A 17484-nucleotide genomic window follows, 5' to 3' on the forward strand; every position below is an offset into this window, starting at 1 on the left:
GGATGCGGTGTGCACATGCTGAGACGTGCGACGTAGTGTTGCTCCTGCTCATCCAGAGGGACTGAGGGAAACGGCCCGACGACGTCCCGGCAACCGCCGCTCGCACCTGCGAGCGGGACCTGGTGCCAAATCCGTCCGGTGCGAGAGCCGCCCCGGAAAGATGAGGAGGAACTCGTGAGCGCACCCACCCTCGAGCGGCCGGCCCTCCGCGCCGGCGCGTTCGGCCACGCGACCGCCCTGTCCTGCCGCGAGTGCGGCCACCGGGTCGACCTCGGACCGCACTACGCGTGTCCGGAGTGCTTCGGCCCGCTGGAGATCGCCTACGACTTCCCGCGGGTCACCCGCGAGCAGATCGAGGCCGGGCCCCGCAACATCTGGCGCTACAAGGCGCTGCTGCCGGTGCCCGACGACATCGAGACCAGCCCCAACACCGAGCCCGGGTTCACCCGGCTCCTGCCGGCGCAGAACCTGGCCGCCGAGCTCGGGCTGGCGAAGCTGTGGGTCAAGGACGACTCGACCAACCCGACCAACTCCTTCAAGGACCGCGTGGTCGCGTGTGCGCTCAGCGCAGCCCGTGAGTTCGGCTCGAAGGTGTTCGCCTGCCCGTCGACCGGCAACCTCGCCAACGCCGTCGCGGCGGCCGGCGCCCGCGCCGGGATCAAGACCGTGGTCCTCATCCCGAGCAACCTCGAGCAGCCCAAGCAGGTCAACTCCGCGGTCTTCACCGACTCCCTGGTCGCGGTCGAGGGCAACTACGACGACGTCAACAAGCTCGCCTCGGAGATCGCCGGGGAGGAGGACGGCTGGGCGTTCGTGAACGTCAACGTCCGGCCCTACTACGCCGAGGGCTCCAAGACGCTCGGCTACGAGATCGCCGAGCAGCTCGGCTGGCGGTTGCCCGACCAGATCGTCATCCCGGTCGCGAGCGGCTCGCAGCTGACCAAGGTGCACAAGGCGTTCCAGGAGCTGATCGCGCTCGGACTGGTCGAGGACAAGCCCTACCGGGTCTTCGGGGCGCAGGCGCAGGGGTGCTCGCCGGTCTCGGTCGCCTACAAGGCCGGCGTGGACGCGATCCGCCCGGTCAAGCCGGACACCATCGCCAAGAGCCTGGCCATCGGCAACCCCGCCGACGGCATCTACGTCCTCGACATCTGCCGGGAGACCGGCGGGGCCGTCGAGGACGTGACCGACGACGAGGTCCGGGACGGGATCGTGCTGCTGGCCCGCACCGAGGGCATCTTCACCGAGACCGCCGGTGGCACCACCGTCGCGGTGCTGAGGAAGCTGGTCGAGACCGGCCAGCTCGACACCGCGCTGGAGACCGTGGTCATCAACACCGGTCACGGCCTGAAGACCCTCGACGCGGTCTCGGGCTCGGTCGCGCCCGCCGCGACCATCGCGCCGTCGTACGCCGCCTTCGCCGCCACCGGCATCGCCTGAGTCTCGATACACCCGTCGCTCGTCCCTCGCGACGGGCACTCGACCATCGAAAAGAGGGTTCATGTCCGTCTCCGTCCGGATCCCGACCATCCTGCGCACCTACACCGGTGGTGACTCCGAGGTGAGCGCCACCGGCGCGACCCTGGCCGAGGTGCTCGACGACCTCGACAGCAGCTACAGCGGGATCAAGGGACGGATCGTCGACGACTCCGGCGAGCTGCGCCGCTTCGTCAACGTCTACGTCGGCAACGACGACGTGCGCTTCCTCGACAACCTGGCCACCCCCACGCCGGACGGCACCCAGATCTCGGTCATCCCGGCGGTCGCCGGCGGCTGATCCCGGCTCGCCGGGCGGCGGGGGTCCGGTACGGCGATACTGGCGCCATGAGCACGACGCCGACCGCGGCCGGCCGACCGACGCTGGAGCAGGTGGCCGCGCGCGCCGGCGTGGGCCGCGGGACGGCGTCGCGGGTCATCAACGGCAGCCCGAAGGTCTCCGCGCACGCCCGCCGGGCGGTGGAGGAGGCGGTCGCCGAGCTCGGCTACGTGCCCAACGCCGCGGCCCGCGCCCTGGTCCGGCGGCGCACCGACACGGTGGCGCTGGTGATCGCGGAGTCGGAGGAGCGGGTGTTCGGCGAGCCGTTCTTCGCCGGCATCGTCCGCGGGATCGGCGCCGCGCTCGCCGAGGCGGACCGCCAGCTGGTGCTCCTGCTCGCCCAGCACCCCGAGCGCCGGCAGGCCCTCGAGGGCTTCCTCACCCGCCAGCACGTCGACGGGGTGCTGCTGCTCTCGTTGCACGACGACGACCACCTGCTCGCCCGGCTGCGCGAGCACGGCGTCCCGGTCGTCGTCGGTGGGCGGCCCTCGGAGGGCGTGACCGCGGGCTGGGTCGACGTCGACAACGCCCAGGGCGCGGCCCTGGCGGTGGGCCACCTCCTGGCGGCGGGCCGGCACCGGATCGCGACCATCGCCGGCCCCGCCGACATGGTCGCCGGCCGGGCGCGGTTCCAGGGGTACGTCGAGGCGCTGACCGCTGCCGGGCAGGCGCTCGACGAGCGACTGGTCGAGCGTGGTGACTTCGGGCAGGCCAGCGGTGCGGTCGCGATGGCCGCGCTGCTGCGGAGCGCCCCCGACCTGGACGCGGTGTTCTGCGCCGACGACCTGATGGCGGTGGGCGCCCTCCAGGCGCTCCGGGCGGCGGGGCGCCGGGTCCCCGAGGACGTCGCGGTGGTCGGTTTCGAGGACGCGCCGGTCGCCCGGTCGACGAGTCCGGCGCTCACCACGGTGCGGCAGTCGGCCGACCAGATGGGCCGCGAGATGGTCGCGATGCTGCTCGAGACCATGGCCTCGGCTGGTCGAGACCTGCCGGGTCGGATGCTGCCCACCCGGCTCGTAGTGCGCGACAGCGCCTGAGCCAGCACCTACCATCTCCGCAATGGAGCAGCGCGGCGAGGCCGAGGTCCCGCTGGTCCTGCTCGCGACCTGCAAGGAGTGGGCCGACGGCGAGCCGGGTCACGCGGCGCTCGACGCTGCCCTCGCGGCGCACGGGCTGGCCAGCCGATGGGTGCTCTGGGACGACCTGAGCGTCGACTGGGGCATGGCCGAGGTGGTCGCCGTCCGGTCCACCTGGGACTACGACAGCCGACTCGGGGAGTTCCTGGGCTGGGCCTCCGGGGTCGGACCGGCGCTGCTCAACGGCGTCGAGGTCTTCCGGTGGAACACCGACAAGCGCTACCTGACCGACCTCCAGCGGGTCGGTCTCCCCGTGATCCCGACGGTGACCGCCGAGACGGTGTTCGACGTGCGCAAGGCCGCGGACGGCTTCGGCCTCTCCGTGGTGAAGCCGTGGGTCGCCGCCGGCGGGCGCGGGCTGGAGGTGGTCGCCGACGGGAAGGTCTGGCTGCCGCAGCCCGGCGCCCACCTCGGCCCCTGGGTCGTGCAGCCCCTGGTCGACACGATCCACCACTACGGCGAGACGTCGGTGTTCGTCATCGCCGGCCGCCCGGTCTCCCAGGTCCAGAAGCTGCCCAGCCGCACCGACATCCGCGTGCACGAGCAGTTCGGCGGCACCTCGCGCTCGGTGGAGCTCACCGAGAAGGCGGCGTCCCTGGCCGCCGAGGCCGTCGCGACCGTCGTGGACCTGCTCCACCAGGAGATCGTCTACGCGCGCGTGGACATGATGCAGTTCCGGGGCCGGCTCGTGGTGAGCGAGGTCGAGCTGACCGAGCCCGGGCTCTACCTCGACGTGCTGCCGCTCAACGCGCTGCCGTTCGCGGAGGCGATCGCCGCCCGCGCGTACCCGCACACCTGGTGACACTTTCTTGCACTCGCCCTGGTCGAGTGCTAAACATGACGCTGGCACTCTCCCCCGGAGAGTGACAAACCGGAGCGGCGCCAGCTGAGGTCCCGCACGCCGGCGAGAAAGGGTTCGCCGGGCCAGTGGGGGCCGTCCGTCGCGGGCAGCCCGCCGACCCGGATCCACGAACTCTGACATGCGAAGGATCGCAGGAGTCATGCCGAAGCTGATTGCATTCGACGAGGAGGCCCGGCGCGGGCTCGAGCGGGGTATGAACACCCTGGCCGACGCCGTGAAGGTCACCCTCGGCCCGAAGGGCCGCAACGTCGTCCTCGAGAAGAAGTGGGGCGCCCCCACGATCACCAACGACGGCGTGAGCATCGCCAAGGAGATCGAGCTCGAGGACCCCTACGAGAAGATCGGCGCCGAGCTGGTCAAGGAGGTCGCGAAGAAGACCGACGACGTCGCCGGTGACGGCACGACGACCGCGACCGTCCTCGCCCAGGCGATGGTCCGCGAGGGTCTGCGCAACGTCGCGGCCGGCGCGAACCCGATGGGTCTCAAGCGCGGCATCGAGGCCGCCGTCGCCGCCGTGTCCGAGCAGCTGCTCGGCATGGCCAAGGACGTCGAGACCAAGGAGCAGATCGCGTCCACCGCGTCGATCTCCGCCGCCGACACCACCGTCGGCGAGATCATCGCCGAGGCGATGGACAAGGTCGGCAAGGAAGGCGTCATCACCGTCGAGGAGTCGAACACCTTCGGGCTCGACCTCGAGCTCACCGAGGGCATGCGCTTCGACAAGGGCTACATCTCGGCGTACTTCGTCACCGACCCGGAGCGGATGGAGACGGTCCTCGATGACCCCTACATCCTGATCGCGAACCAGAAGGTCTCCTCGGTCAAGGACCTGCTGCCGGTGCTGGAGAAGGTCATGCAGTCCGGCAAGCCGCTGCTGATCCTCGCCGAGGACGTCGACGGCGAGGCCCTCTCGACGCTGGTCGTCAACAAGATCCGCGGCACCTTCAAGTCCGTCGCCGTCAAGGCCCCGGGCTTCGGTGACCGCCGCAAGGCCATGCTGCAGGACATCGCGATCCTGACCGGTGGCCAGGTCATCTCCGAGGAGGTCGGCCTCAAGCTCGAGAACGCCGACGTGGCGCTGCTGGGCCAGGCCCGCAAGGTCGTCATCACCAAGGACGAGACCACGATCGTCGAGGGTGCGGGCGACGCCGACCAGATCGCCGGCCGGGTGAACCAGATCCGCGCCGAGATCGAGAAGTCGGACTCCGACTACGACCGCGAGAAGCTCCAGGAGCGCCTCGCCAAGCTGGCCGGCGGCGTGGCCGTCATCAAGGTCGGCGCGGCCACCGAGGTCGAGCTCAAGGAGCGCAAGCACCGCATCGAGGACGCCGTGCGCAACGCGAAGGCTGCCGTCGAGGAGGGCATCGTCGCCGGTGGCGGCGTCGCCCTGGTGCAGGCGTCGGCGACGGCGTTCGACAAGCTCGAGCTCGTCGGTGACGAGGCCGTGGGCGCGAACATCGTCCGCGTCGCCACCGAGGCCCCGCTCAAGCAGATCGCGGTCAACGCCGGCCTCGAGGGCGGCGTCGTGGCGGAGAAGGTCAAGAACCTCGAGTCGGGCCACGGCCTGAACGCCGCGACCGGCGAGTACGTCGACATGATCGCCGAGGGCATCATCGACCCGGCCAAGGTGACCCGCAGCGCTCTGCAGAACGCCGCCTCCATCGCGGCGCTCTTCCTCACCACCGAGGCGGTCGTCGCCGACAAGCCCGAGAAGGCCCCGGCCATGCCGGGCGGCGACGGCGGCATGGGCGGCATGGACTTCTGAGCACCCCTGGTCCGGGCTAGCTCGCTAGCCCGGACCAAGCCGGGTGCAAGGTCGAGTAGCGCCGGCGCGGACGGGCGGAGCCCGGACGCGCGGCGCATATCGAGACCCAGTCCCTGTCGCAGCACAAGAACCACGCACCACCCAGCACCTCGAGCGGCCCCGGTCCCCAGCGGACCGGGGCCGTTCGGCATGTCCGGGGTCGCCGCGGGGCTGGGGCGCCGACGGTCAGTCGCCGCCGGAGAGGTCGCCGGCGGTCAGCCGGGCCTGGTCGGCCGCGATCCGGCCGCTGGCCCAGCCGGCGGGGTCGTGCCCGCCGCGCACGGTACCGTGGCGGACCTCGCCGCACCGGGCGGCGACCAGGTCGTCGACCGCCTCCCGTCGCGAGGCGAGCACCGGGAGGAGCTCGGTGGACTCGGCAGCGGCGGCACCGACGACGTGCTGGTTGACCTCGTCCAGTCGCTCCCCGATGCGGATGGCGAAGGCCACGAGGAACGCCGAGCGGAAGGACGGGCGGCGCGGGCGGGTGCCCGGAGGGGCCGACCGGGCGGCCGCGGCCAACCCCTGCTGCGCCTGGACCAGCAGCGACGTGAAGAGCACCTCGACCGCCGCGAGGTCGGCCTCGAACCCGACCACCGTCGAGTGGCCCAGTTGCGCGCTGAACAGCGTGCGGCAGCGACTGGCGGCCGCGACGGTCTGGAGCAGGAGCGACTTGGCGTCGGCGTACGGCGGGTCGACCGGCACCCGCACCATCGTCGGCTCGGCGGCAGTGCCCGCCGCACCGTCCAGCAGCGCCGTGTCGATGGCATGGCGGGTGATCAGCTCCTGGGCCTTGGCGGTCAGCGCGATCGCCTCGGCCACGAACTCGGTCGACTCGGCCTTCGCGAGCAGGCTGCGGACCCGCCGGAGCACGGGGTCCGCGGTCGACTCCCGCGTCCGAGGCCGCGCGGCAGCGGCCGCACCGGGTGGCGGGACCAGCACGTCGAGGGGCGGCAGGTGGTAGAGCGCCGGGAGCGCCTCGGTGACCGCGGTGCGCTCCTCGGCGGCCGTGAGGCCGAGCGTCGCAAGCAGGCGGGGAAGCCACCCGTCGGCCACGTCGGGCTCCCGACCGCCGACCTCCTCCGCCTGCTGTCGCCAGGACGGATGGAGCTGCTCCCCGCGGGCCAGCCGCCGGGCGCAGTCGACGGCGATCGCCGCCTCGAGGACCGTCGCGGTCCCGGTGCAGCGTCGGCCGATCCTGGCCTGGCGGAAGAGCTCGGCGGGCTGCCAGCCGCTCGCCCACAGCGTGGCGACCTGGTTGGACATCAGGTGCTCGGCGGCGGACAGCACGACCGACCACGGCAGCCGGTCGAGCTCCTCGCGCGCCCGGCGCCGGTCCGCGGGGTGGGCGTCGCGGAGGACGGCGGCGACGATCCACGCCGACTCCGCGCGCCGGGGGTCGTGCTGCGAGGCCTCCGGGCCGGTCCGGTCCGTGGGTCCGCCGCCGGCGGGACTCCTGCGCCGCCGCTCCCTACGGTTCTGGCTGTTCTTCCCCATGCGGCGGAACCCTAGGTCGCCGTGCCCCCTGGTCGCGGCCGCCCGGAGCCTGCCTGTGGATGAGCGTGCGATGGGCGCGTCGCCGCGGGGCATCCTGACGGCGTGGTTGAGCCGCGAGTCCCCAGGAGGCACGATGACTGCCATGACGGCTGCGACCGGGCTGCCGCAGGGACGGCCGCTGACGGCAGCCGATCTCGAGCAGATGCCCGATGACGGGCACCGGTACGAGCTCATCGACGGAGCCCTCATCGTGACGCCGTCCCCAGCGGTCCCCCATCAACGTGTCGTCGGCAACCTCCACCTGCTCCTGCGGGCAGCCTGCCCGGACGACCTCGAGGTGATGCTCGCGCCCCTGGACGTGACGGTCTCCGACGTCACGGTCCTCCAGCCGGACCTCCTGGTCGCGCCGCGCACCGCGCTGGCGGGCCGGACGATGGCCGGTCTCCCCGTGCTCGCGGTCGAGGTGCTCTCGCCCAGCACCAGGCTGATCGACCTCGAGCTCAAGCGCGCGGCGTTCGAGCGGGCCGGGGTCGCGTCGTACTGGGCGGTCGACCCCGAGGTCCCGTCCCTCACCGTGTGGCAGCTCGTCGACGGCCGGTACGACGAGGTGGTGGTCGTCGCGGGCGAGGAGACCGTCGGGCTCGACCAGCCGTATGCGCTGCAGGTGCGGCCGTCCGAGCTGGTCGGCTGAGCGCCCGGGTCCGCGCGGACTGGGGTCGGCAGGTGGGGACGGGCCAGCCCGATCGGGTCAGGCATCCTCCGCGTGCATCCCGGGAGAGTGCTCCCAGGTCCGCCGACCGTCGGTGGGCCGGCGAACGGGGGACGTGATGAGCGAGCGGACGCTGCGGCCGACGGCGTGGCAGGTGGCCCTGGTGACCATCGCGCTGGTCGCCGCGGGGGCACTGGTCGGTGGTGGTGCCTGGGCGAAGGCGAGGTACGACGCCGAGAACGCGCGGAGGGTCGGCGGGCTGCTGGCGGTGAAGGCTGCCACCTCGGCGGCGTCCCGGGCCGGCAAGCTGGTCGCGACCGACAAGAACGGCCGGGTGCCCGACAGCGCCCGTCTGGGCGGCGCGACGCTCGCGCAGGTCGCGACCATGTCGATCCCACCGCAGTCGGCCGGGGTCAGCGGCACCGCCGCGCAGACCGAGAACGGGCCGACCCTCTCCGGCACCGGGACCGGCGAGGCGCGGGTGTCCTTCATCGTGCCGCCCACCCACCAGGCCTCGAGGCCGATCACCCTGGACCTGGTCGTGCAGGAGCTGACCAACACGTCCTGCTCCGCCTACGTCTCGCTGACCGGGCTGCACGGCGAGGTCGGGCCGGCCTCCGCGGTGAGCAACGGCGCGTGGTACTTCCCGGGGACCACCAGCAGCATCGGCCAGCTCGACTTCCCGGTCGACGACGGGCAGGTGCACGTGTTCACCTTCCGGTTCGCCGACGCGGTGTCCCCGGGCGGCTACCTCGGGTTCTCGCTGCTCCGCGACGCGGACTCCGGCAACGACACCTGCAGCCAGCTCCGCATCATCGGCTATCAGGTGCACACCTGAGCCGACCGGACAGCGGCATCGGCGATGCCCGCCGAGGGCCGGCGTCTGACGGGCGCCGCGAGCAGCCGTGCCGTCGTGCCCACTCGAGGAGGGAGGTCCTCACCCGCCGACGGGCCGGACGGCAAAGATCTTCGCCGAGACCTGGCCCCACGACGTCCGGCGACGTACGGTCGAGCATGCGACCGGCTCGGCGCTCGCGGCGGGCGGGCGCCCTGGCCGCCGCCGTGGCCCTCCTCCTCACGGTGTTCGCGCCGGCGGCTGACGCCGACCTGAGCACCGCGAGCCCCGCGCCGCCGTACCTCCAGGGCACCGGCGAGCGCTTCTGGGCCAGCTCCAACAAGGCCTGGTCGGGTGCGCGCGAGCTCACGCCAGACGCCAGCAGCAACCCGCTGAGCAAGCCCCCCGGCAAGGCCGACCCGGACACCGTGGTGTGGGCCTCCCGGTGCACGGCCGCGGCGCAGACCGTGACGTTCCGGCGCACGCTGCGGCTCCCCGGTCGGCCGACGAAGGCGACCTTCACGATCGCCCCCGTCTTCCCGTTCAGCGTGCCGACCCCGTTCAAGACGTTCAAGCTCGCACTCAACGGGGCCACGGTCACGCAGGGGAAGCTCACGGGCACGCCCTACTCCGGACCGTCGATCGTGCTGGGCCCGAAGGTGCTCAAGCGATTCACCGACGGCAACAACACGGTGGCCGTGACCGTCGTGCGCGGTCCTCTCCCGAAGAAGCAGAAGAGGTGCAACACGTCGTCGGCGGACCTGACGGGCGTGGTGTTCCGGCTCTTCGGCGACCTCGATGCCGACCTGTCCCTGGTCGATGCGTCGGTGCCGACGACGAAGTACTACCCGGCGGCGACCCAGGTGCACGCGGTCGTCAACCTCAGCCTGACCAACAAGGGGCCGTCCGGTGTGATCAAGGGCGGCATCTTCAAGGTGCGGGTGGGCGGCATCTCGGACCTGGTGAACCTCAGCGAGTCGACGACCCAGATCCCGGGCACCTTCCCGTCGGCGCCGCCGCTGGACCAGTGCGAGACGACGACGGTCACCCCGAAGCCGAACCTCGTCGTCGAGATCCGGTGCGAGATGGGTGCGATGCCGGCCGGACGGGTCGCGCACCTCAGCCTCGGCCTCGAACAGACCTTCGCCTCGACGGAGTTCCACGAGGCGACGTCGACCCTGCAGTGGACGGTCAGCCACCCGATGGACAGCTCCTCGGACAACCAACGCGGGGCTCAGATCGTGTGGTGCGGGACCCTCTCGACGAAGCCGGAGTGCGCCACCGGCTGACTGCTGTGTGAGGGTGGAGGGGTGGACGAGAGCCGACGCGACCGCTTCGAGGAGGTCGCGCCGGGGCTGATCGAGCCGCTGCGCCGATTCCTCGCGCGCCGCACCGACCCGGCCACGGCGGACGACGTGCTCGCCGAGACGCTGCTCGTCTGCTGGCGACGGGCCGCCGACCTGCCGGAGGAGCCGCTGCCCTGGGTGTACGCCGTGGCGCGCAACTGCCTGCGCAACGCCGAGCGGTCGACGCGGCGCCAGGAGCGGGTCGCGGCCCGGATCATGGCGCAGCCGGCCGATCCCGGGCCCCCCGAGGACCCCGCGCTGCACGAGGCGCTGGCGACGCTGCGGCCGGAGGAGGCCGAGCTGCTCCGCCTCTGGGCGTGGGAGCAGCTGACGCCCGCCGAGATCGCGGTCGTGCTGGGGATCAGTGCCAACGCCGCGAGCACCCGCCTGACCCGGGCGAAGCAGAAGCTGTCCGACCGGCTGCGAAAGAGCAGGGCCGGTGCCGGACATGAGGAGTCGAGAGAGGGGAGACGGTCGTGACCGACGAGCTGCGCCAGCGCCTGCAGGCGTCCGACCCGGCGGCCTCCCTCCCGGCCGCCGACCCCGACGGGGTGGCCCGACTCCTGGAGGACGTCATGAGCACCGAGCCCACCACCGAGACCCGCGAGACGGGGACCCACGGACGCAGCCCGCTCACCTGGCTGGTCGCCGCGGCGGCGGTCCTGATCATCGCCGGCATCGGGGTCTTCGCCGTGCGCGGCCTGGACGGCGGCCCGGCGGCGCCCCCGAGCGCCGGGGGCGGCACCGGCGGCGCGCAGACGGTCACCGAGCTCGGCGCGCCGGCCGCGGCGGCGTACTCCGCCAAGTGCCTGGTGCCCAACGCCGAGACGCTCGCCCAGCAGGACGTCGCCTTCGACGGCACCGTCTCCTCGATCACCGACGGCACGGTGACGCTCGACGTGACCCACTGGTACGCCGGCGGCGACACCGACCTGGCCCGGGTCAAGGCGCCCCCGGAGGAGCTGCAGGAGCTCGTCGGGGCGGTGCGGTTCGAGCCGGGCGGGCGCTACCTGGTGAGTGCGAGCGACGGCCAGGTGACCGTGTGCGGCTTCAGCGCACCGTGGAGCTCGGAGCTGGCCGACCTCTACCAGCAGGCCTTCGGGTGACGGTGCACGGGCTCGTGCTCGCCGCGGGCGCCGGCTCGCGGATGGGCACCCCGAAGGCGCTGGTCCGCGGCGCGGACGGCGAGCCGTGGCTGGTGCGCGCCGTCGGCGTCCTCGCCGCCGGCGGCTGCGCCCAGGTCGACGTGGTGCTCGGCGCGGCCGCGGAGGAGGCGCTGCCCCTGCTCGAGGGCACCGGCGCCAGCGCCGTCGTCGCCGCGGACTGGGCGGAGGGGATGTCGGCCTCGTTGCGGGCGGGGCTGCGCGCCGTCGCCGCCTCCGACGCCGACGCGGTCGTGCTGACCCTGGTCGACCTCCCCGACGTCACCGCGGAGGTCGTGGCCCGCCTCCTCCGCCCGCTGCCGGCGCCGGCCACCCTGCGCCGCGCCGTCTACGACGGCCGGGCCGGCCACCCCGTCGTCCTCGGCCGCGACCACTGGGCGGGCATCGCCGCCGCTGCGGACGGTGACGAGGGCGCCCGGGGCTACCTCGCCGCCCGGCCGGTCGACCTCGTCGAGTGCGGCGACCTGGCCTCCGGCCACGACGTCGACCGCCCTCCGCCCGCTCCCTGACCCCCCGGGTTCGTCCACAGGCACGTTTGGTCACCAACCGCAGGTTTCAGGCCGGAATTTCTGCGGTTGGTGACCAAACGTCGTACGTCGCGAGCTGCTCCGTCGACCGGTGGAGCCCGTCACCCCTGGGCACCGCCTGCGGGGTCGTCCACAGGCACGTTTGGTCACCAACCGCAGGTTCCGGGCCGAAATTCCTGCGGTTGGTGACCAAACGACGCACCTCACGAGCACCGCTCTGAGCTGTGGACGGCCGGTGGGCCGGTCAGGGCCGGCCGCCGACCCGGCGGATCCGGACCGGCCCCCGGGCGGTGGCGAGGTCGACGACCTGGCCACCCTGGGTGACCTCGACCAGGCCGGCGGCCACGAGCCGGCCGGCGGCGGCGCGTGCGGCGTCCATCAGCGGCCGCCAGCCGTCGGGTGCGACCGCCCGGGCCGCGTCGGAGGGGCAGATCGTTGCGCCCGGCCGGCGGGCGGCGAGCAGCGCGAGGATGGCCCGCTCGAGCCGCCCGTCCACCTCGTCCATCCCCCCACTGTCACACCGGCGCCCAACCTCCGACCAACACCCGTCCCCGTAGCCTGGGTCACATGGACCTCGAGTCCCCGGCAGCCGTGGCCACGCGCCTCGGTGGGACCGGCTACCTCGCCGACGACGCGCTCGCCACGGTCACCTTCCTGGCGCTGCGGATGCAGCGACCGCTGCTGCTCGAGGGCGAGCCCGGCACCGGCAAGACCGCCCTGGCCGAGGCGATCGCCGAGACCCTCGAGCTCCCGCTGGTACGGCTGCAGTGCTACGAGGGCATCGACGCGACGCAGGCGCTCTACGACTGGGACTTCCCGCGCCAGATCCTCCACCTGCGCGCCCTCGAGGCGGCGGGAGCCGGATCCGATGTCGAGGAGGCCGAGAAGAGCCTGTACGACGCCCGGTTCCTCCTCGCCCGTCCGGTGCTCCAGGCGCTGCAGGCGAGCCCGGCGGTGCTGCTGGTCGACGAGGTCGACCGCGCCGACGACGAGTTCGAGGCGTTCCTGCTCGAGGTGCTGTCGACCTACCAGGTCTCCATCCCCGAGCTCGGCACGGTCCGGGCGGCCACGCCGCCGTTCGTGGTCCTCACCTCCAATCGGACCCGCGAGCTCCACGACGCGCTCAAGCGCCGCTGCCTCTACCACTGGATCGAGCACCCCGGCCTCGAGCGGGAGGTCGAGATCCTGCGCAGCCGGGCGCCGGAGGTGTCCGAGGCGCTGCGCCGGCAGGTGGTCGAGGTGGTGCAGCGGCTGCGCAGCCGCGACGACCTGCAGAAGCCGCCGGGCGTGGCCGAGACCCTCGACTGGGCCCGGGCGCTCCACCACCTCGGCACCGCCGAGATCGACCTCGAGGCGGCGGCCGCGACGCTCGGCGCGCTGGTGAAGTACCGCGAGGACGCCGAGCGGGTCCGCCACGCGCTGGACCAGATGCTGCGCTCATGAGCACCCAGGTCCGCCAGCCCGACGAGGTGCTCCTCGGGTTCACGCGCGCGCTGCGGGCCGCGGGGGTGCCGGTGACCCAGGACCGGGCCCAGGGCTTCCTCGCCGCGGCCGCAGAACTCGACGCCGGCGACCGGCGGTCGACGTACCTCGCCGGCCGGGCGACGCTCTGCGCGGGCCCGGACGACCTGGAGCGCTACGACCAGGTCTTCCACGCGTTCTTCGACGCCCGCGACGGACTCCCGCGCCCCCGGCCGGCCGCGCCGCCGGCCACCCCGAGCGCCGCGTCGCTGCCCCTCGACGAGGGCAGCGGCACCGGCGGCGAGGTCGACGAGGAGGTGCTGCGCGCCCTGGCCAGCGAGGTCGAGGTGCTGCGGCACCGGGACGTCGCGGCCCTCTCGGCTGCCGAGAAGCACCGGGTCGCGGGCCTGTTCGCGACCCTGCGACCGCGGCCACCGGTCCGGCGTACCGCTCGCCACCAGCGCTGGCACCGCGGGCAGGTCGACGCCTCGCGCACCCTGCGCTCCTCGCTGCGGCGGATGGGCGAGCCCGCCGAGATCGCCTGGCGCCGCCGCGGCACCCGGCCGCGCCGGGTGGTGCTGCTGGTCGACGTCTCCGGCTCGATGAGCGGGTACGCCGACGCGCTGCTGCGCCTGGCCCACCGGTTCACCCAGGTGTGCCCCTCGGTCGAGACGTTCACGGTCGGCACCCGGGTCACCCACGTGACGCGCGCGATGCGGATGCGTGACCCCGAGCGGGCGCTGGTCGCCGCGGGCACCACCGTGCCGGACTGGTCCGGCGGCACCCGGCTCGGGGAGACGCTGCGGTTCTTCCTGGACCGGTGGGGGCAGCGGGGCCTGGCGCGCGGCGCGGTGGTCGTGGTGTTCAGCGACGGCTGGGAGCGGGGCGACCCGGCGCTGCTCGGCGAGCAGATGGGCCGGCTGCAGCGGATCGCGCACCGGGTCGTGTGGGTCAACCCGCACCGCGGCAAGGCCGGGTACGAGCCGGTCCAGCAGGGCGTGGTCGCCGCCCTCCCGCACTGCGACGACTTCCTCGCCGGGCACTCCCTGGCGACCTTCGAGGACCTGGTGGAGGTGGTCTCCCGTGCGTGAAGTGCTGCCGGAGCTGATGACGTGGTGGCGGGCCGGCGAGACGGTCGGGGTCGGCACGGTGGTCGCGACCTTCCAGTCGGCGCCCCGGCCGCCCGGTGCGTCGATGCTCGTCGGCCCCGACGGCACCGCCGTGGGCTCGGTGTCCGGCGGCTGCGTCGAGGGCGCGGTCTACGAGCTGGGCCAGGCCGTGGTCGAGTCCGGGGTTCCGGTTCTGGAGCGCTATGGGGTCTCCGACGACGACGCGTTCGCCGTCGGGCTGACCTGTGGCGGCATCCTCGACGTCTACGTCGAGAAGGTCAGCCGCGAGACGTTCCCCGAGCTCGAGGAGATCGCCGCGGACGTCGACGCCGGCCGCCCGGTCGCCCTCGCCACCGTCATCGAGCACCCCGATCCCGCCCTCCTCGGCCGCCGCCTCGTCGTGCGGCCCGCCGGGATAGTCCCTGACCTTCGAGTGGTCGACACGCCGGTCGGGACCACTCGATCGTCAGGGACTACCCCAGCGCTCGGCTCCCAGCGCGCCGACGACGCGGTCCACGACGACGCGCTAGGGCTGCTCGCGGCCGGGCACAGCGCGACGCTGACCTACGGCCCCGACGGCGAACGGCGCGGGGAGGGCATGCGCGTGTTCGTGTGGGCCTTCGCGCCCAAGCCGCGGATGCTGGTCTTCGGCGCGATCGACTTCGCCGCCGCGGTCGCTCGGGTCGGCAGCTTCCTCGGCTACCACGTCACCGTGTGCGACGCCCGCCCGGTGTTCGCCACCGCGACCCGGTTCCCCGAGGCCGACGAGGTCGTCGTCGACTGGCCGCACCGCTACCTGACCGCCGAGGTCGAGGCCGGCCGGGTCGACGCCCGCACCGTGATCACGGTGCTCACCCACGACCCGAAGTTCGACGTACCCCTCCTCGAGGTGGCGCTGCGGCTGCCCGACGTCGCGTACGTCGGCGCGATGGGCTCGCGCCGCACCCACGACGACCGGCTCGCGCGGCTGCGCGAGGCCGGCCTCACCGACGCCGAGATCGCACGGCTCTCCAGCCCGATCGGCCTCGACCTGGGGGCGCGCACGCCGGAGGAGACCGCGATCAGCATCGCCGCCGAGATCGTCGCCGGCCGCTGGGGCGGGTCGGGCGAGCGGCTGGCCGGCCTGGAGGGGCGGATCCACCGAGACCTGTGACCCACGTCACCTGGTCGGTGTTACCTTCGCTCGCATGGCGCGAAGCGAGCTGCAGGCCCGCCGCGCGGCGGCGGTCCGGGCGTGGTCCACGTTCGTCGAGAACGCCGACGGGGCGGCCGACCTCGTGCGCCCCGAGATCCTCTCGAGCTGGACCCGGTCGGAGGCTGCGGTCGACCCCGACGTCCAGGAGGCGCCGCTCGCCGACGAGTCCGAGACGGCGTCGTACTGGCAGGGCTCGCCCCTCCAGACCGCCGTGGAGCGGGTCGAGGCGGAGCTGCGGCGCACGGCCGAGGACGGCGACCTGGTCATCGCGGTCACCGACCCGCAGACCCGCATCCTGTGGACGTACGGCGGCCGGGTCATGCGCCGCAAGGCCGAGAGCGTCAACTTCGTAGCCGGTGGGCGCTGGGACGACGAGTCCGTCGGCACCAACGCGCTGGACCTCGCGAACCGGCTCGCCCAGCCGGCCATGGTGTTCAGCGCCGAGCACTACGCGCCGATCGTGCACAACTGGGTCTGCTGGGCCGCCCCGCTGCACGACCCGGTGACGGGCACGCACCTGGGCGTCCTCGACCTCTCCACCAGGTGGGACCGCACCCACCCGATCGGGCTGGCCACGGCCCGCGTGATGGCGCGGCTGATCGAGGCGGCCATGCCCGCCTCGCAGCACCACCCCGTCGCCGGTGCCCTCGACGAGCGGTCCGAGCCGGGCCTGGTGATGCGGCTGCTCGGCACGGCCGAGACCTGGCTCGACGGCCAGCGGCTGCTGCTCAACCGCCGGCAGACCGAGGTGCTCGCCCTCCTGGCGATGCATCCCGAGGGCCTGTCGTTGGAGCGCCTGCACGCGTGCGTCTACGGCGACCAGGCCGTCACCCTCTCGACCCTCAAGGCCGAGGTCTCCCACCTCCGCTCCGCCCTCGGGGGCCAGCTCGCGTCCCGGCCCTACCGGCTCACCATGCCGGTGACCACCGACGTCGACCTCGTGCTCGGGCTGCTGCGTCGCGGCCGGGTCGCGGCCGCGGTCGACGCGTACGGCGGCGACCTGCTGCCCGGCACGAACTCGCCCGCCCTCCACGAGCTGGCCGAGTTCGTCGCCGTCGCCGTGCGCGAGGCGCTGCTCGCCGACCCCGAGCCCGACGCCGTGGTCCGCTACAGCGAGCTGGCGCCGTACGACACCGAGGTCGTCGAGGTCTGCCTGGCCCGCCTGGCCGGCGTGCCCCACCCGGCGGTGCCGCTGCTCAAGGGCCGGCTCGCCGCGGCCTCGCGCTGAGGCTGTCGGGACCCGCGCCTACCGTGGGCGCGGTGGAGATCCGCTACAGCCTCGCCCTGGTCACCGGCGCCGCCGACGGCCTGGGCCGCGAGCTCGCGCTGGCGCTGGCCCGTCGCGGTGCCGCGGTCCTGGTCGCCGACCGCGACCCGGCCGGGGCCGAGCAGACGGTGCGCCTGGTGCGCGAGCACCGGGTCGGCGGGTGGGCCTGCTGTGGCGACGTCACCGTCGAGGCGGACCTGCGGGCGCTGGCGGCCCGGGCCCGCGACCTCGGTGGCGCCGACGTGCTGGTCAACAACGCCGGCGGGTGGACGCCCGGCGAGCAGTACCCCGCGGCGCCGTACGACGCCTGGTCGCGCACCCTCGACCTCAACCTGCGTGCCCCGATGCTGCTCACCCAGCTCTTCCTCGCCGGCCTCGACGACCGCCGCGGGCCGGTCCGCCCGGCCGCGGTCGTCAACGTCGCCTCGAGCGCCGCCCTGGGCACGGAGGGCTACGGCTCGCCGGAGTACGCCGCGGCGAAGGCCGGGCTCGTCCGGTTCACCACCTCGCTCGGTGACCCGGCGACGGCCGCCCGGGCCCGGGTGATGGCGGTGGTGCCGGGGTGGATCGGGCTGCCGCGGGCCCACGAGCAGGTCGTTGCCCTCCCCGCCGCCGAGCGCCCGGTGCTCGTGCCGCCCGAGGCCGTCACCCGGGCGGTGGTCGACCTGGTCGCCCACGGACGGGCCGGTGAGGTGGTCGAGCTGACGTGACCGCGACGATGCCGCGTCAAGACGACTGTGTCACTAGACTTACCTCATGG

18 protein-coding genes and 1 riboswitch are annotated in these 17484 nt (G+C 73.6%); of the genes, 16 read left to right on the forward strand and 2 right to left on the reverse strand.

Annotated features, from left to right (window positions below; genetic code table 11):
- Window positions 1-45: 45 nt before the first annotated feature.
- A riboswitch (SAM riboswitch) is annotated at window positions 46-167 on the forward strand.
- A 7-nt stretch (window positions 168-174) separates the two neighbouring features.
- The 5 genes from thrC (at window position 175) to groL (ending at window position 5579) form a co-directional block, all read left to right on the forward strand.
- The gene (gene thrC / locus ACILRH_RS03925; RefSeq protein WP_395690931.1) at window positions 175-1440 is read left to right on the forward strand and encodes a threonine synthase; all 1266 of its coding nucleotides are present in this window, start codon (window positions 175-177) and stop codon (window positions 1438-1440) included.
- A gap of 61 nt (window positions 1441-1501) precedes the next feature.
- On the forward strand, window positions 1502-1777 hold the full coding sequence (locus ACILRH_RS03930) for a MoaD/ThiS family protein (RefSeq protein ID WP_395690932.1): 276 nt from the start codon (window positions 1502-1504) through the stop codon (window positions 1775-1777).
- Window positions 1778-1824: 47 nt separating this feature from the next.
- Complete coding sequence (locus ACILRH_RS03935; RefSeq protein WP_395690934.1) at window positions 1825-2853, forward strand: LacI family DNA-binding transcriptional regulator; 1029 nt, start codon at window positions 1825-1827, stop codon at window positions 2851-2853.
- Between the two features lie 22 nt (window positions 2854-2875).
- Window positions 2876-3754 (forward strand): RimK family alpha-L-glutamate ligase, encoded by an 879-nt coding sequence (locus ACILRH_RS03940; protein ID WP_395690935.1) that lies wholly within the window; start codon window positions 2876-2878, stop codon window positions 3752-3754.
- 199 nt (window positions 3755-3953) lie between these two features.
- The gene (gene groL / locus ACILRH_RS03945; protein WP_395690937.1) at window positions 3954-5579 is read left to right on the forward strand and encodes a chaperonin GroEL; all 1626 of its coding nucleotides are present in this window, start codon (window positions 3954-3956) and stop codon (window positions 5577-5579) included.
- 225 nt (window positions 5580-5804) lie between these two features.
- Here the strand turns inward: groL and ACILRH_RS03950 are convergent, their stop codons facing one another.
- Window positions 5805-7112: a DUF2786 domain-containing protein gene (locus ACILRH_RS03950; protein WP_395690938.1), complete on the reverse strand. Its 1308-nt coding sequence runs from the start codon at window positions 7110-7112 to the stop codon at window positions 5805-5807.
- 142 nt (window positions 7113-7254) lie between these two features.
- Between ACILRH_RS03950 and ACILRH_RS03955 the strand changes: the two genes are divergently transcribed.
- The 6 genes from ACILRH_RS03955 (at window position 7255) to ACILRH_RS03980 (ending at window position 11674) form a co-directional block, all read left to right on the forward strand.
- Entirely contained in the window at window positions 7255-7803 is a 549-nt protein-coding gene (locus tag ACILRH_RS03955; protein ID WP_395690940.1) for a Uma2 family endonuclease, read from the forward strand.
- 136 nt (window positions 7804-7939) lie between these two features.
- The gene (locus ACILRH_RS03960; protein ID WP_395690941.1) at window positions 7940-8659 is read left to right on the forward strand and encodes a hypothetical protein; all 720 of its coding nucleotides are present in this window, start codon (window positions 7940-7942) and stop codon (window positions 8657-8659) included.
- Between the two features lie 176 nt (window positions 8660-8835).
- A complete protein-coding gene (locus ACILRH_RS03965) occupies window positions 8836-9945 on the forward strand; it encodes a hypothetical protein (protein WP_395690943.1) in 1110 nt (369 codons plus the stop codon).
- Window positions 9946-9966: 21 nt separating this feature from the next.
- Complete coding sequence (locus ACILRH_RS03970) at window positions 9967-10482, forward strand: RNA polymerase sigma factor (protein ID WP_395690944.1); 516 nt, start codon at window positions 9967-9969, stop codon at window positions 10480-10482.
- Window positions 10479-11108 (forward strand): hypothetical protein, encoded by a 630-nt coding sequence (locus ACILRH_RS03975; RefSeq protein ID WP_395690945.1) that lies wholly within the window; start codon window positions 10479-10481, stop codon window positions 11106-11108. Before ACILRH_RS03970 ends, ACILRH_RS03975 begins: the two co-directional genes overlap by 4 nt.
- Window positions 11105-11674, forward strand: coding sequence for an NTP transferase domain-containing protein (locus ACILRH_RS03980; protein WP_395690947.1), 570 nt, complete (start codon window positions 11105-11107; stop codon window positions 11672-11674). The genes ACILRH_RS03975 and ACILRH_RS03980 overlap by 4 nt, the downstream gene beginning before the upstream one ends.
- 262 nt (window positions 11675-11936) lie before the next feature.
- Here the strand turns inward: ACILRH_RS03980 and ACILRH_RS03985 are convergent, their stop codons facing one another.
- The gene (locus ACILRH_RS03985) at window positions 11937-12197 is read right to left on the reverse strand and encodes a DUF3253 domain-containing protein (RefSeq protein WP_395690949.1); all 261 of its coding nucleotides are present in this window, start codon (window positions 12195-12197) and stop codon (window positions 11937-11939) included.
- 62 nt (window positions 12198-12259) lie between these two features.
- On the opposite strand from ACILRH_RS03985, the gene ACILRH_RS03990 reads away from it, so the two are divergent.
- Genes ACILRH_RS03990 through ACILRH_RS04010 form a run of 5 tightly spaced genes read left to right on the forward strand, consistent with a single transcriptional unit; the run spans window position 12260 to window position 17434 of the window.
- Window positions 12260-13135 (forward strand): AAA family ATPase, encoded by an 876-nt coding sequence (locus ACILRH_RS03990; protein WP_395690951.1) that lies wholly within the window; start codon window positions 12260-12262, stop codon window positions 13133-13135.
- Window positions 13132-14244 (forward strand): VWA domain-containing protein, encoded by a 1113-nt coding sequence (locus ACILRH_RS03995; protein ID WP_395690953.1) that lies wholly within the window; start codon window positions 13132-13134, stop codon window positions 14242-14244. Before ACILRH_RS03990 ends, ACILRH_RS03995 begins: the two co-directional genes overlap by 4 nt.
- The gene (locus ACILRH_RS04000; protein ID WP_395690954.1) at window positions 14237-15415 is read left to right on the forward strand and encodes an XdhC family protein; all 1179 of its coding nucleotides are present in this window, start codon (window positions 14237-14239) and stop codon (window positions 15413-15415) included. The genes ACILRH_RS03995 and ACILRH_RS04000 overlap by 8 nt, the downstream gene beginning before the upstream one ends.
- 34 nt (window positions 15416-15449) lie before the next feature.
- Complete coding sequence (locus ACILRH_RS04005) at window positions 15450-16685, forward strand: transcriptional regulator (RefSeq protein ID WP_395690956.1); 1236 nt, start codon at window positions 15450-15452, stop codon at window positions 16683-16685.
- 32 nt (window positions 16686-16717) lie between these two features.
- Window positions 16718-17434 carry an SDR family NAD(P)-dependent oxidoreductase gene (locus tag ACILRH_RS04010; RefSeq protein WP_395690958.1) on the forward strand — a complete coding sequence of 239 codons (717 nt, stop codon included), beginning with the start codon at window positions 16718-16720 and terminating at the stop codon, window positions 17432-17434.
- The last annotated feature ends 50 nt before the right edge of the window (window positions 17435-17484 follow it).

It is taken from the genome of Nocardioides sp. (assembly GCF_044226765.1).
Classification (GTDB): Bacteria; Actinomycetota; Actinomycetes; order Propionibacteriales; family Nocardioidaceae; genus Nocardioides.

What these genes read in the sequence shown, in the direction of transcription:
- ACILRH_RS03940 (WP_395690935.1), top strand. Translation starts at nt 2,876, where the DNA reads ATGGAGCAGCGCGGCGAGGCCGAGGTCCCGCTGGTCCTGCTCGCGACC.
- ACILRH_RS03930 (WP_395690932.1), top strand. Translation starts at nt 1,502, where the DNA reads ATGTCCGTCTCCGTCCGGATCCCGACCATCCTGCGCACCTACACCGGT.
- ACILRH_RS03960 (WP_395690941.1), top strand. Translation starts at nt 7,940, where the DNA reads ATGAGCGAGCGGACGCTGCGGCCGACGGCGTGGCAGGTGGCCCTGGTG.
- groL (WP_395690937.1), top strand. Translation starts at nt 3,954, where the DNA reads ATGCCGAAGCTGATTGCATTCGACGAGGAGGCCCGGCGCGGGCTCGAG.
- ACILRH_RS03985 (WP_395690949.1), bottom strand. Translation starts at nt 12,197, where the DNA reads ATGGACGAGGTGGACGGGCGGCTCGAGCGGGCCATCCTCGCGCTGCTC.
- ACILRH_RS03990 (WP_395690951.1), top strand. Translation starts at nt 12,260, where the DNA reads ATGGACCTCGAGTCCCCGGCAGCCGTGGCCACGCGCCTCGGTGGGACC.
- ACILRH_RS03935 (WP_395690934.1), top strand. Translation starts at nt 1,825, where the DNA reads ATGAGCACGACGCCGACCGCGGCCGGCCGACCGACGCTGGAGCAGGTG.
- ACILRH_RS03955 (WP_395690940.1), top strand. Translation starts at nt 7,255, where the DNA reads ATGACGGCTGCGACCGGGCTGCCGCAGGGACGGCCGCTGACGGCAGCC.
- ACILRH_RS03950 (WP_395690938.1), bottom strand. Translation starts at nt 7,112, where the DNA reads ATGGGGAAGAACAGCCAGAACCGTAGGGAGCGGCGGCGCAGGAGTCCC.
- ACILRH_RS03995 (WP_395690953.1), top strand. Translation starts at nt 13,132, where the DNA reads ATGAGCACCCAGGTCCGCCAGCCCGACGAGGTGCTCCTCGGGTTCACG.
- ACILRH_RS04005 (WP_395690956.1), top strand. Translation starts at nt 15,450, where the DNA reads ATGGCGCGAAGCGAGCTGCAGGCCCGCCGCGCGGCGGCGGTCCGGGCG.
- ACILRH_RS03965 (WP_395690943.1), top strand. Translation starts at nt 8,836, where the DNA reads ATGCGACCGGCTCGGCGCTCGCGGCGGGCGGGCGCCCTGGCCGCCGCC.